Origin of the sequence: Arthrobacter ginsengisoli (genome assembly GCF_031456935.1) — a bacterium.
In the GTDB taxonomy this organism is placed as follows: domain Bacteria; phylum Actinomycetota; class Actinomycetes; order Actinomycetales; family Micrococcaceae; genus Arthrobacter; species Arthrobacter ginsengisoli.
On sequence record NZ_JAVDVQ010000006.1, the window covers coordinates 96,126 to 108,109 of the forward strand.

The 11,984-nt window shown below is 67.7% G+C and carries 14 protein-coding genes; 9 read left to right on the forward strand and 5 right to left on the reverse strand.

The window, feature by feature from the left end; all coding sequences use genetic code 11:
• Positions 1-47 precede the first annotated feature (47 nt).
• Complete coding sequence (gene manD / locus J2X01_RS08960; protein WP_310055870.1) at positions 48-1,277, forward strand: D-mannonate dehydratase ManD; 1,230 nt, start codon at positions 48-50, stop codon at positions 1,275-1,277.
• A 122-nt stretch (positions 1,278-1,399) separates the two neighbouring features.
• On the opposite strand, the gene J2X01_RS08965 is transcribed toward manD, so the two are convergent.
• Both J2X01_RS08965 and J2X01_RS08970 read right to left on the reverse strand, forming a co-directional pair.
• On the reverse strand, positions 1,400-1,609 hold the full coding sequence (locus tag J2X01_RS08965) for a hypothetical protein (RefSeq protein ID WP_310055872.1): 210 nt from the start codon (positions 1,607-1,609) through the stop codon (positions 1,400-1,402).
• A 62-nt stretch (positions 1,610-1,671) separates the two neighbouring features.
• The gene (locus J2X01_RS08970) at positions 1,672-2,808 is read right to left on the reverse strand and encodes a DNA alkylation repair protein (protein ID WP_310055875.1); all 1,137 of its coding nucleotides are present in this window, start codon (positions 2,806-2,808) and stop codon (positions 1,672-1,674) included.
• Positions 2,809-2,931: 123 nt separating this feature from the next.
• On the opposite strand from J2X01_RS08970, the gene J2X01_RS08975 reads away from it, so the two are divergent.
• Together J2X01_RS08975 and J2X01_RS08980 are read left to right on the forward strand one after the other, a co-directional pair.
• On the forward strand, positions 2,932-3,714 hold the full coding sequence (locus J2X01_RS08975) for a phosphatase PAP2 family protein (protein WP_310055878.1): 783 nt from the start codon (positions 2,932-2,934) through the stop codon (positions 3,712-3,714).
• Between the two features lie 50 nt (positions 3,715-3,764).
• Positions 3,765-4,076: an MmcQ/YjbR family DNA-binding protein gene (locus J2X01_RS08980; protein WP_310055881.1), complete on the forward strand. Its 312-nt coding sequence runs from the start codon at positions 3,765-3,767 to the stop codon at positions 4,074-4,076.
• Here the strand turns inward: J2X01_RS08980 and J2X01_RS08985 are convergent.
• The gene (locus J2X01_RS08985) at positions 4,073-4,366 is read right to left on the reverse strand and encodes a MerR family transcriptional regulator (RefSeq protein ID WP_310055884.1); all 294 of its coding nucleotides are present in this window, start codon (positions 4,364-4,366) and stop codon (positions 4,073-4,075) included. The two genes, J2X01_RS08980 and J2X01_RS08985, sit on opposite strands and share 4 nt — an antisense overlap.
• Before the next feature lie 149 nt (positions 4,367-4,515).
• Here J2X01_RS08985 and J2X01_RS08990 point away from each other — a divergent pair, with 149 nt between their 5' ends.
• From J2X01_RS08990 to J2X01_RS09000, 3 genes are all read left to right on the forward strand, one after another.
• Positions 4,516-4,941, forward strand: coding sequence for an Hsp20/alpha crystallin family protein (locus tag J2X01_RS08990; RefSeq protein WP_310056341.1), 426 nt, complete (start codon positions 4,516-4,518; stop codon positions 4,939-4,941).
• A gap of 108 nt (positions 4,942-5,049) precedes the next feature.
• Entirely contained in the window at positions 5,050-5,451 is a 402-nt protein-coding gene (locus J2X01_RS08995) for a J domain-containing protein (RefSeq protein WP_310055887.1), read from the forward strand.
• A gap of 108 nt (positions 5,452-5,559) precedes the next feature.
• The gene (locus J2X01_RS09000; RefSeq protein WP_310055890.1) at positions 5,560-7,053 is read left to right on the forward strand and encodes a glycoside hydrolase family 1 protein; all 1,494 of its coding nucleotides are present in this window, start codon (positions 5,560-5,562) and stop codon (positions 7,051-7,053) included.
• Here J2X01_RS09000 and J2X01_RS09005 read toward each other — a convergent pair.
• Both J2X01_RS09005 and J2X01_RS09010 read right to left on the reverse strand, forming a co-directional pair.
• Complete coding sequence (locus J2X01_RS09005; protein WP_310055893.1) at positions 7,050-8,120, reverse strand: App1 family protein phosphatidate phosphatase; 1,071 nt, start codon at positions 8,118-8,120, stop codon at positions 7,050-7,052. The two genes, J2X01_RS09000 and J2X01_RS09005, sit on opposite strands and share 4 nt — an antisense overlap.
• 60 nt (positions 8,121-8,180) lie before the next feature.
• Positions 8,181-8,918: a DUF72 domain-containing protein gene (locus tag J2X01_RS09010; RefSeq protein WP_310055896.1), complete on the reverse strand. Its 738-nt coding sequence runs from the start codon at positions 8,916-8,918 to the stop codon at positions 8,181-8,183.
• 63 nt (positions 8,919-8,981) lie between these two features.
• Between J2X01_RS09010 and J2X01_RS09015 the strand changes: the two genes are divergently transcribed.
• The 3 genes from J2X01_RS09015 to J2X01_RS09025 all read left to right on the forward strand — a co-directional run bounded on the left by J2X01_RS09015 (position 8,982) and on the right by J2X01_RS09025 (position 11,954).
• Positions 8,982-10,775, forward strand: a complete 1,794-nt coding sequence (locus tag J2X01_RS09015) for a glycoside hydrolase family 15 protein (protein ID WP_310055899.1) — start codon at positions 8,982-8,984, stop codon at positions 10,773-10,775.
• A gap of 122 nt (positions 10,776-10,897) precedes the next feature.
• Complete coding sequence (locus J2X01_RS09020; RefSeq protein ID WP_310055901.1) at positions 10,898-11,206, forward strand: hypothetical protein; 309 nt, start codon at positions 10,898-10,900, stop codon at positions 11,204-11,206.
• A gap of 76 nt (positions 11,207-11,282) precedes the next feature.
• Positions 11,283-11,954 carry an HAD family hydrolase gene (locus tag J2X01_RS09025; RefSeq protein ID WP_310055903.1) on the forward strand — a complete coding sequence of 224 codons (672 nt, stop codon included), beginning with the start codon at positions 11,283-11,285 and terminating at the stop codon, positions 11,952-11,954.
• Positions 11,955-11,984 lie beyond the last annotated feature (30 nt).

Below are 11,984 nucleotides of genomic sequence, written 5' to 3' on the forward strand. Positions count from 1 at the left end.
AACCTTTGCCATCCATGTCAGACCAACACCGAAAGCCTGGACCTGCTGTGAAAATCATTGCTGCTGAAGTCTTCGTGACCAGCCCCTCCCGGAACTTCGTGACCCTGCGGATCACGACGGACGACGGCGTGACCGGGATCGGTGACGCGACGCTGAACGGGCGTGAGCTTGCCGTGGCCGCGTATTTGAAGGAACACGTGGCGCAGTTGCTGATCGGGAAGGACCCGCACCGGATCGAGGACACCTGGCAGTTCCTGTACCGGTCCTCGTACTGGCGCCGGGGTCCGGTCACGATGGCGGCGATCGCCGCGGTGGACATGGCGCTGTGGGACATCAAGGGCAAGGTCGCGAACATGCCGGTGTACCAGTTGCTGGGCGGGGCGTCGCGGAACGGGCTGCGCGCGTACGGCCACGCCTCGGGCGCGGACCTGGAGTCGTTGTTTGATTCGGTTCGGGAGCACCTGGAGCTCGGCTACAAGTCGGTGCGGATCCAGACCGCGGTCCCCGGGATCAAGGCCGTGTACGGGGTTGCTGCGCAGGCGCAGGCCTCGGGTGAACGCTATGACTACGAGCCCGCCGGGCGCGGCGCGTTCCCGGTCGAGGAGGACTGGGACACCCGGGCGTACCTGCGGCACCTGCCCAGCGTGTTTGAGGCGGTCCGGAACGAGTTCGGCCCGGAGCTGCCGCTGCTGCATGACGGGCACCACCGGATGACGCCGATCCAGGCCGCGAAGCTGGGCAAGGCGCTGGAACCCTATGACCTGTTCTGGCTGGAGGACTGCACCCCGGCGGAGAACCAGGAGGCGCTGCGCCTGGTCCGGCAGCACACCACCACGCCGCTGGCGATCGGCGAAATCTTCAACACCGTGTACGACTACCAGACCATCATCAAGGAACAGCTGATCGATTACGTCCGGGCCGCGTCCACGCACTTCGGCGGGATCAGCCCGCTGAAGAAGGTGATGGACTTCGCCGCGCAGTACCAGATCAAGTCCGGCTTCCACGGCCCCACCGACATCTCCCCGGTCGGGTTCGCCGCGCAGCTGCACGTGGGCCTGGCGATCCACAACTACGGCATCCAGGAATACATGCAGCACTCGGACGCGACCAACGAGGTCTTCGAGCAGTCCATGACCTTCGTCGACGGCTACCTGCACCCGGGCAACAAACCCGGCATCGGCGTCGAATTCAACGAGGAAGCCGCCGCGGCGTTCCCGTACCAGCAGGCCTACCTGCCCTACAACCGCCTCGTCGACGGAACGGTCCACGACTGGTAATCGGCCACGACTGGTAAACCCGGCGCGGCCTGACACAAAAAGGTCCCGGGCGGGAGTCGATGCTCGGCCGCCCGGGACCTGGCTGTGTGGCGCTGAAGGCCAGCGCTCAGGCTATGTCGGGATCAGTTAGTGAGTTCCCGCGTCATGCCGAAGGGGACCTGGTCGGACAGCGCCGCCGTGTAGTGGCCGGGCGTGTGCCGGGTAAGCAGGATGCCCTGCGTGCCGGTCTCCATGGCGATCTGCTGGAGTCCGCGCACAGCGTCGTTCAGACGTTCGTCCAGGACCCGTCGGCTGTCGACCTGGATCTGGATGCACTCGGTTACTGTCGTCATCGCACTGCTCTTTCTTGGGTTATTCGTCGGCCCCAATGGTTGAAGCGACAATAACGTCATATTTATGGCCCCGTCAAATCACCGCGCAGGGTCTCGCCAGTGCCCGTCCGGACCAAAAATTCGGTTGGGGCGTACCGCACGCCGTTGACCTGCAGTTCCAGTAGATGGGCGCCCGGATGATGGCGCCGGGTCGTCATCTGGCGGAACGCGTGGCGCTTCGCGAACTTCCTGGACTCGCCCGGACCGAGGACGGACGTGCCGAGCTTGAAAACCTTCTCCGCGAGAGCGCCGTTGGCCTTGGCATAGTGCACCACGTAGTCGACGGCGAGCCGGGCCTCGGCCGGCCCGATATTGGAGACCTCGAAATCGAAAGCGAGCTCGCCGGGCAGTTCGACGACATTGCGGTCCAGCCGGGGCGGCGTCACGGCCAGCGACGCCGGCGGGAACCCCAGCAGTTCCAGCGCGCCGGGGTGCGCCTTCTTGAGCAGGGTCCGCAAGCCGTGCCGGACCACTCTGGGTGTGTTCTCGTCCGGGGCGGCCATCCATCGGGCTGCCGTGGCAACGACCTCGTCGGGGGCGTGGCGGGCCAGATCGTTGAGGTGGTTGGCCACCGAGCGCCGGACGTCTGCGACCGGGTCCCGGTACAAGGCATCGAGGATCGGCAGGGTGGCTGCGGGCCGGTCGGTGATCTCCGGAACGCGGATGGCCCACGGCAGGTAGGCCCGCGTGCCCTCGCTCGCGAGCCGGCGGACGTGCCAGTCCGGGTGGGACGTCCAGCCCTGGATGACGGCCAGGGCCCGGTCCAGGTCTGCGGCAAGGAGCTGCCGGATCGCGAATTCGCCGGTGAGCCGCGGCGTCAGCTCCGCGAGCAGCGTCAGGCAGTCCTCGAAGTCGTGGGGCACCTCTGATGCAAGGGCGAGCGTGGCCGCCGTCTCCGTCACCGGCCAGATCATCCAGCCGGTGAAATCAGGATCATCCAGCGCGCGGCGGAAGGTGGCCGCGGCAGCGGCGTAAGTGCCGGGCAGGTCGGCCAGCAGGGCGCGGCTCAGGAGGTCGGTGCGTTCCCGCAGGCTCAATTCCTCGAGCTGTCCGGACGTGCCGGCCAGTTCGGCGAAGTTGCCGCCGGGGGTGGCCGCGGCCAGGATCCGCTCCAGGGAGCGGACCACACGCGGGTTGATCAGTTCATTCATAACACCCATTGCTTCAGGCTACCGGGACAGGGCCACCGGCCCGCCGCGGAATCCCACCCACCGGCAGCACCGGAACCGGGATATTCTTCACGAAGGACATGTCCACACACAGTGCAGAGGCGGATGCGGGAAATGGCGCAGAAACCAGTAGACAACTCGCCTGGCAAGTGGCGGGTCTTCCACGACAAGTTTGTGGTGGAGGAACGCTACATGAGCGGCCAGGACCGGAAGAACGTGTACCGCATCGCCGTCGGACTGGCGGTTGTTGGCGCGGTGCTGTTTTTCTCGCTTCTTGCCAGTGTCCTCCAGCAGGGGGGCCTCACCGCAGGCGACGAGCCCGTCCGTGCCTGGCTGCTGACCCTTCGCTCTGAACCGCTCACGTTGATCATGATCTTCCTCGCGATCGTTTTCGGCCCCGTTGCCCTGCCGATCATCGTTCTCGTGGTGACCGTGGCCTGGGGTCTGCTGGCCAAGCACGCCTGGCGGCCGATGCTCCTCGCCGGCGCCATGTTGACCGGCGTCATTGTGTCGCAGATCATCGGGCGAATCATCGATCGCCACCGCCCGCCGGTGGACCTCATGCTTTTCGGCGCCGACTTCACCTTCTCCTTCCCCTCCGGTCACGTCCTGGGAGCCTGTGACTTCCTGCTGGTCGGTACCTTCCTGGTCGTCTCCCGCCGGCGCAGCCGCAGGGCCGTGGTCGCGGGCTTCCTGCTGGCCGGCGTCGGGATCTTCCTCGCCGCGGTCAGTCGGCTCTACCTCGGCTATCACTGGCTCACGGACGCCTTCGCCTCGCTGTCCCTCTCCTTCGTGATCCTCGGCGGCGTGATTGCGCTGGACACCTGGCGGACGGCCCGCATCCGCGGCGAGCAGGTCACCGGAGAGCTCTCCAAGGCCGATACCAGCCAGGACTAACCACCCGGGCGAAGTCTTGCCGCGGCCGGATGCCGGTGCCACAGTGGGCCATGGCCACCGAAGAAGATGTCCGCCGCGCTGCTCTGGCCCTTCCCGGTGTGGTGGAGCGGCCCAGCTGGGGTCGGCCCGCCTGGTTCGCCGCCGCCACGCTGATGGCCCGGATCTGGGAAGAAGGCGTACTCACCGTCAAGACCGAGGAGCGTGAGGCGCTCGCGGGAACGGACCCTGACACGTACTTCTGGACCCCGCATCACGAACGTTCCCCGTTGCTGGTGTTGGTGCGGCTGGACCGGATCGACCTCGCGGAACTGGGCGAGCTCCTGGGGGAATCCCACCGCATCGCGGCGGGCCGGAGACGCTAGGCCCGGCGCGAGCGGAGCAGGGCCAGTTCGCCCTGCAGCCGGGCGTTGACCGCTTCGAGCTCCAACACTTTGGCCACGCCGGCCAGGTTGAGGCCCTCCGCCAGGAGTTCGCTGATCCGCCGCAGCACTGCGAGATCAGCGTCGCTGTACTGCCGCGTTCCCCCGGCGGTGCGGTCCGGTGTGAGCAGGCCCCTTCGCTCATAGAGCCTGATGTTCTGCTGCCCGGTGCCGACCAACTGGGCCACTACGGAGATCGCATAGAGGCCCAGCTCCTGACCATGATCCGTCACGGTACTCCTTTGCAGTGTTTCGATGTGCCGGGTTCCCCTTGCATCAGTCTCGCACCGGTGCTATAAAAAATCTATACCCAACACCATAGATAATCGACGTGGTTGGGTACAGGAAAATACCAAACTCTCGCATGAAGGAGTGGGAAATGATGTTGATGCGCACGGACCCGTTCCGTGAACTTGACCGGCTGACCCAGCAGGTTTTCGGAACGGCGGCAAGGCCCGCTGCGATGCCGATGGACGCATGGCAGGAGGACGGCGACTTCGTCGTCGCGTTCGATCTTCCCGGCGTCAACCTTGACTCGGTGGACCTCGATATCGAGCGCAACGTGCTGACGGTCCGGGCTGAAAGGCGCGATCCGACGCAGCCCAATGTTGAGCTGATCGCTGCGGAACGGCCGCGCGGTGTCTTCAGCCGCCAGCTCATCCTCGGCGACACCCTGGACACCGAAAAGGTCAAGGCAAGCTACGCCGACGGCGTGCTGACGCTCCGCATTCCGGTGCTGGAGCGGGCCAAGCCGCGGAAGATCGAAATTACTCACACGCAGGACAAGATGCAGGAGATCGGGAAGTAGCCGGGAGGACGGGTTCCGTCCAGCCCGGCGACAAGTGAGGGGAGCAGACGGCACCGCCGCGGACGGCGCCGTCTGCTCCCCGCCCGGTCTTCAGGACGGGGTGCATCGATGAAACGCGACCCGCGCGGCTACTATGCGGCACTGCACGTGACGCCGGATGCGACGCCGGTTGAGATCCAGCGCGCCTTCCGGGCGCTGATGCGCCGCCGCCATCCCGACGTCGGGAGCTCCGCCGATGCGGGGTCCGGCGCGGCGGATGACGTGCGGCGCATCCTGGAGTCCTTCGCCGTCCTGCGGGATCCGAAATCCCGGACGGAGTATGACCCCGCTGCCGCCGGGTCAGGCAGCACTGCCGACGGAGGGACCGGCAGCACCGGAACTACCGGAACCGCCCGAAGCCGGGAGATTCCGGTCCGGCACCACCGAAGTGCGCAACCCGTTCTGCGGGTCACCCAGGTGCGCTGGGAGCGCGGCCCGTGGACAAACACAAGAGAAGGAGGGCGACCATAAGCGCCTGGCGCCGCCGGCCACCCCGGGCCCGCGGCGCCGGTCGTGGCGCGGGTCTGCACGGCGGCCTAAAATCAGTCAACTGCCTGAAACTACCTAGGGGATCCACTGATGAAAGCTTCCGCCAAGGACTTGGCCGCCCTACTGCCGTCCCGCTTCACCCTGGGCGTGGCGACCGCGGCCTTCCAGATCGAAGGCGCACTGGCTGAGGACGGCCGCACTCCGGCGGGCTGGGACATCTTTGCGGCCAGGCCCGGAGCGATCGTGCAGGACCACAGCCCCGAGGTTGCCTGCGACCACTACCACCGGATGCCCGAAGACGTTGCCCTGATGAAAGAGCTCGGGGTCGATTCCTACCGCTTCTCGCTGTCCTGGTCACGCATCCAGCCCGGCGGCAGCGGGCCGGTCAATCCGGCGGGCCTGGACTTCTACGACCGGTTGATCGACCTGCTCCTGGCCAACGGGATCGCACCGATGGCAACTCTGTATCACTGGGACACCCCGCTGGAGCTGGATCAGGCCGGCGGCTGGATGAACCGGGACACGGCCTACCGGCTCGGCGAGTTCGCCGCGATCGCCGCGGCTGCCTACGGCGACCGGGTGACGCGCTGGGTGACCGTCAACGAACCCGCCACGGTCAGCACCAACGGCTACATGCTGGGGATGCACGCCCCCGGCGAAACGCTGATGCTGAAGGCCCTGCCGAGCGTCCACCACCAGCTCCTGGGTCACGGGTTGTCGCTGCAGGCCCTCCGGGCCGCGAACGTGCCGGGTGACATTGGGATCACGAATGTGTATTCGCCGATGGTGCCGGCCTCGATCAACCCCCTGGACAAGCTCAGCGCCGGCCTGATGGACATGGCCCAGAACCGGCTCTACGCGGACCCCGTCCTGCTCGGCAAGTACCCCGACACGATCCGGGCCGCCACCTTCTTCTCCTCGTTCAGCCCGTCCAGCGAGGACATGGAGCTGATCTCGCAGCCGCTGGACTTCTACGGGCTCAACTACTACATGCCGACGCGCGTGGCGTCGGGCCCGGGCGAGGGTGCCGTGCCCAAGGGCATGGCCGAGGCCATGGGCGATGACCTGAGCGGCACCGCACCCGGCGCACCGTTCCACGTTGCCTCGTTCCCGGACACCGAGACCACCGCCTACGGCTGGCCCATCAAACCCGAGTACATGGGGGTCGCGCTCGCGGAAATGGCGGAGCGTTACCCGCTCCTTCCGCCGGTCTATATCACCGAGGGCGGCGCGAGCTTTGAGGACCTCGAGATCCGGGACCCGGAAGGCGGGCGGATCATCCCGGATGAACGCCGGGTGCGCTACCTGGCGGACCACATCGCAACTGCGGTTGAGGCCACGTCGCCCGGAGGCGCGGCGGAATCGGTCGAGCTGCGCGGGTACTACGTGTGGTCCCTGATGGACAATTTCGAATGGTCCGGCGGCTACAAGCAGCAGTTCGGGCTGCTGCATGTGGACCGCGAGACCCAGGAGCGGACCAGGAAGGCCTCGTTCTACTGGCTCCAGGAAGTGCTCGCTGCGCGGCACCGCGACGCCGTGCCGGAGGCCCCCGGATTGGGGCAGGCTACGGCCAGCGCCGGCTAGAGAACGTCCAGCTCCAGCAGGCCCTTGGCCAGTCCGGCGCCGTCCGGGGAGTAGAGCCACGGGACCGGCGTGCCGGTATGGTCACCGGTGTCCGAGTGGCCGCCGGCCAGCACGGCCTCGCCGGCGGAGAGCTGGCGGATCCCGACGGCGGCGACGCTGTCCGGGTGCTGCCGGGCAAAGTCGGAGTAGATGGCTTCGTCGTGCTGGCCGTTATCGCCGAAGAGCAGCCAGCGCATGTTCGGGAACTCCTCGGCGAGGAGTTCGAGGTTGCGGCGCTTGTGCTCCTGGCCGCTGCGGAACCAGCGGTCCTGGGTCAGGCCCCAGTCGGTGAGCAGCAGGGCGCCGGAGGGGTACATGTTCCTGCTCAGGAACCGGGCCAGGGTGGGGGCGGCGTTCCACGGACCTGTCGACAGGTAGATCACCGGGGCCTCCGGGTATTCGACCATAAGGCGGTCCATCAGCACGGCCATCCCGGGTGTCGCCATCCGGGCCCGTTCGTTCAGCACAAAAGTGTTCCAGAGCGCCAGGAAGGGACGGGGCACGGCCGTGACCATGATGGTGTCATCAATGTCGGAGACAATCCCCAGCTTGGTGTCGGGGGAGATGACGTAGATCTGTGCCTCCGCGGGCTCGGTGCCCTCGGCGCGCAGCACTGCTGTGTGCCACCCGGGGGCGAGGGACACCTTGACGATTGTGTCGACCAGTCCGCCGCGGTCCGCATTCACGCGGGCGGTCATCCCGCCGATTTCAATCTCCACTTCGGTGAACTGGATCGGCACGGAAGTGAAGGCGCGCCAGCCCCGGATGTTCTGGTTGCCGTTCTTCGCCGCGTGCTCCTCCCGGCTGCCGGGGTTCGGCTTGGTGGTGAGGACAACCCGGCCGAGCACCCTGACCCACTCCGTGGAGCCGTAGCCCTGGTAGCCGATGGTCTGCGGGACGAACTCCCAGCGTCTGGCGGCCTGCAGGCGGAGCCCGTTGAACGTATCCGAGACCCAGTGCGCCAGGCGGAAAGCCCGGTTGCCGGTGACCGGCTGCGGCCGGGGTGATTGCTGCGACGCCAATTCCATGCCTCCACTCTGCCACACGGGCCACGCCCGGTGCGGGCCGCGTCCGGAACCGCCCGGGGTTCAGTCGGCGCCGAGCAGCAGGCGCAGGACGTCGGCGTTGCGCACGGCGTTCCCGCCGCCGTCGTTGTTGAAATACACGAAAACCTCCTTGCCGGCCGCCTGCCACTCGTGGATCCGGTCCGCCCACCAGCGCAGGTCCTGGTCCGGGTAGGAACCGCCGTAAAGGTGCTCCCGGTCCGGGCCGTGCAGCCGGATGTAGACGAACGGTGCGGTGGCACGCAGGATGCACGGAAGTCCGGCACCGCTCATGATGCAGTAGGCGGCGCCGTGCCGTTCCAGCAGCGCATAGACCTCGGGCTGGTCCCAGCTGGCATGGCGGAACTCCACGCTGACCCGGATCCAGCCGGGCAGTGCGGTGAGGAAGTACTCCAGCCGGGCGTCGTCCCGGGCAAACGCCGGCGGCAGCTGGACCAGCAGCACCGCCCGCTTGTCGCCGAGTTCGTGCCAGCACCGGGCTATCCGCTCGATCCAGGCCTCCGGGGCATAGAGCTTTTTCCCGTGGGTCAGACCGCGCGGGGCCTTGACGGACAGCAGGAAACCAGGCGGAAGCCGCTGCCGCCAGCTGGCGAAGGAGGTGTCCCGGGGCCAGCGGTAAAAGCTGGCGTTGAGCTCCACTGTGGTGAAGCGGGCCGCGTACCGGGCCAGCCGGTCCCGCGCCGGCAGCCCGGGCGGGTAGAGCACATTCTCCCAGTGGTCGTAGCTCCAGCCGCTGGTTCCGATGTGCACGGTGCCGTTCATCCCGTCTCCCCCTTCCGCGGGGATCCTAGTCCTCAGCCAATCGGGTGTGGCACTGTGATTCCCATGGCTCGCATTGAAGATTACGCACTGGTCGGCGATCTGCACACTGCGGCCCTGATCAGCACCGAAGGTTCGATCGACTGGCTCTGCCTGCCGCGCTTTGACTCGCCGGCCTGCTTCAACGCACTGCTGGACACCCCGGAGTCCGGCCGCTGGCTGCTGGCCCCGGAGGGCGGCGGCGAATGCCTCCGGCGGCGCTACCGCAAGGACACCCTCATCCTGGAAACCGAGTGGGAGACGCCCACCGGAAAGGTCAGGGTCATCGACTTCATGCCGCCGCGCGATGCGGTGGCGGACATCGTGCGGATCGTGGTGGGGGTCCGCGGCACGGTCCGGATGCGCGGTGAGCTGGCCCTGCGCTTTGACTACGGGCACATCGTTCCCTGGGTCCGCCACGACCGGCACGGGATCCACGCTGTCGCCGGTCCGGACGCAGCGTACCTCGTGACGACGGCGCCGCTGCGCGGCGAGCGGCTGCGGACCATCAGCGACTTCACCGTTAAGGCGGGGGAGCGGGTGCCGTTTGTGCTGACCTGGACGCCGAGCCACCTGCGGCGGCCGCGGACCGTGGACCCTGAGGAAGCCCTTGCCTCCACCGAGTCGTTCTGGCAGCAGTGGTCAGCCCAGTGCACCGTCACCGGTACCTACCGCGAGGCCGTGCAGCGCTCGCTGATCACGCTGAAGGCGCTGACTTTCGCGCCGACGGGCGGAATTGTGGCGGCCGTGACCACGTCCCTGCCGGAGGAGATCGGCGGCACGCGGAACTGGGATTACCGGTTCTGCTGGCTCCGTGATGCCACCCTGACGCTTCAGGCGCTGCTCGCGGCGGGGTACACCGACGAGGCCGCCTCTTGGCGCGACTGGCTGCTGCGGGCTGTGGCGGGCGACCCTGCGGACCTCCAGATCATGTACGGAATCCACGGCGAGCGCCGCCTGCCGGAGGCGGAACTTCGCTGGCTGCGCGGTTACGAAGGCTCTTTCCCGGTGCGGACCGGAAACGGTGCCGCGGGGCAGCTGCAACTGGACGTCTGGGGTGAGGTGCTGGATTGCCTGTCGCTGACGCGGAACTCGCTCCTGGAGCACACGGACGAATCCTGGGATCTCCAGGTGGCGCTGATGGAGCACTTGGAGAAGGCCTGGGGCTGGCCGGACAACGGGCTCTGGGAGATGCGCGGGCCGCGGCGGCATTTCACCCACTCGAAAGTCATGGCCTGGGTGGCGGCGGACCGGATGGTCAAGGGCGTCCGGGACTTCGGCCTGACCGGCCCGGCGGACCGCTGGGAGAAAATGCGCGACACCATCCACGCCGAGGTGATGGCCCAGGGATTCGACGCCGGACGCAACACCTTCGTGCAGTCCTACGGCCGGCCCGAGCTCGACGCGAGCCTGCTGCTCATCCCGCGCGTCGGGTTCCTGGCCCCGGATGACCCGCGCGTCATTGGAACGATCGATGCCGTCCAGCGCGAACTCACGCAAGACGGCTTCCTGCGCCGATACAAGCCGGCAGAGAGCGACGACGGCCTGCCCGGCGAGGAGGGGGTTTTCATCGCCTGTTCGTTCTGGCTGGTGGAAGCGCTGCTCGGGGCGGGCCGGCATCACGAGGCCAAGGACCTGTTCGAGCGGCTGCTGTCGCTGCGCAACGACGTCGGACTCCTCAGCGAGGAGTGGGATGTGGAGGAGGGGCGGCAGCTGGGCAATACGCCGCAGGCGTTCAGCCACTTTGCGCTGGTGATGAGCGCCCTGGAGCTGAAGGCTGACGGCGTGCACCGCAGCGACACGCCACTCCACGGGAACTGAGCGCGGAGCTGCGGCGCCCCCGGCGAAACCACCACCGGTGATCGGGACATGGTTTTCGTCCACACCTTAGATAAGTATACTTACCAATACCCAAGGTGGGGCGAAGGACAAAGGAGTGTGCGATGGCTGGATATTTCGAGCTCGTGGACGCGCCCGACGGCGGCTACCGGATCCGCATGCTGGACGGTGCCGGCAGCCTCATGGCCGTGTCCGTCACGTTCCCAACCAAAAGGGCAGCCGTGGTCGGTGTTGCCCAGGCCCGCGAAATCGCCGGCACCGGGCTGATCCGGGACCGCAGCGCCGGCGGGCAGGCCGCGCCGGTCGGGCCGCTGTCCAGGGTGTCCAAGCGAACTGCCGGGGGCGCGGGCCGCGGCACGTCCCTGTCCGGCGGGTCGCTGGCGGCCGGAAAGAGAGCGCGCGCCCATCACTGATCCTGTCAGCCTCCCCGGCCCGGGCCCCGCAGCCCGGACGGCCGCCATCCCGCCGCGTGCGCAGCGCGAAGCGGCCGTGCTGTTCGACGTCGACGGCACGCTGATCGATTCCGTCTACTTCCACACTGTGGCCTGGTGGCAGGCCTTCCGGCAGGCCGGTTACGACGTGCCGATGGCGAGCATCCACCGCTCGGTCGGCATGGGCGGGGACAGGATTCTCGCCAGGTTGCTGCCGACCGGCCGGGACGCGGACAGCGACAGTGCCATCATGGCTTCGCACGCAGCCGTGTTCGCCACCTTCTGGCCCTCGCTGACGCCGCTGGATGGCGCCCGCGAGCTGCTGGTGCAATGCCACGACGGCGGGCTCGCCGTGGCGCTGGCTTCTTCCGCGCGGAAGCGGGACCTCGAAGTGCTTCGGGCCGCGATCGGCGCCGACGACGTCATAGACGCGGCCACGAGCTCGGCTGACGCCAAGGAGAGCAAGCCGGCGCCGGACATCCTCGTGGCGGCCCTGGCCGCGGTGGGGGTGCACGCATCGAACGCCGTCTATGTGGGCGACGCCGTCTGGGACATCTATGCGGCCGCCAAGCTCAACATGCCGGCCATCGGACTGACGTGCGGAGGCACCAGCGAAGCCGAGCTCCGGGACGCCGGCGCCGTGGAAATCTACGCGAGCCCGCGGGCGCTCCTGGAAAACCTCGCAGGAAGTGCAATCGGACGTCTCGCCGCCGGCACGGGCCGGAGCTGACGCGCATCAGGGTGTGGCGAACTTCCGCCA

Excerpts from the sequence above, each read along its gene's own strand:
- J2X01_RS08965 (WP_310055872.1), bottom strand. The coding sequence starts at position 1,609 with ATGACGACAGTAACCGAGTGCATCCAGATCCAGGTCGACAGCCGACGG.
- J2X01_RS08970 (WP_310055875.1), bottom strand. The coding sequence starts at position 2,808 with ATGGGTGTTATGAATGAACTGATCAACCCGCGTGTGGTCCGCTCCCTG.
- J2X01_RS08975 (WP_310055878.1), top strand. The coding sequence starts at position 2,932 with ATGGCGCAGAAACCAGTAGACAACTCGCCTGGCAAGTGGCGGGTCTTC.
- J2X01_RS08980 (WP_310055881.1), top strand. The coding sequence starts at position 3,765 with ATGGCCACCGAAGAAGATGTCCGCCGCGCTGCTCTGGCCCTTCCCGGT.
- J2X01_RS08990 (WP_310056341.1), top strand. The coding sequence starts at position 4,516 with ATGTTGATGCGCACGGACCCGTTCCGTGAACTTGACCGGCTGACCCAG.
- J2X01_RS08995 (WP_310055887.1), top strand. The coding sequence starts at position 5,050 with ATGAAACGCGACCCGCGCGGCTACTATGCGGCACTGCACGTGACGCCG.
- J2X01_RS09000 (WP_310055890.1), top strand. The coding sequence starts at position 5,560 with ATGAAAGCTTCCGCCAAGGACTTGGCCGCCCTACTGCCGTCCCGCTTC.
- J2X01_RS09005 (WP_310055893.1), bottom strand. The coding sequence starts at position 8,120 with ATGGAATTGGCGTCGCAGCAATCACCCCGGCCGCAGCCGGTCACCGGC.
- J2X01_RS09010 (WP_310055896.1), bottom strand. The coding sequence starts at position 8,918 with ATGAACGGCACCGTGCACATCGGAACCAGCGGCTGGAGCTACGACCAC.
- J2X01_RS09015 (WP_310055899.1), top strand. The coding sequence starts at position 8,982 with ATGGCTCGCATTGAAGATTACGCACTGGTCGGCGATCTGCACACTGCG.
- J2X01_RS09020 (WP_310055901.1), top strand. The coding sequence starts at position 10,898 with ATGGCTGGATATTTCGAGCTCGTGGACGCGCCCGACGGCGGCTACCGG.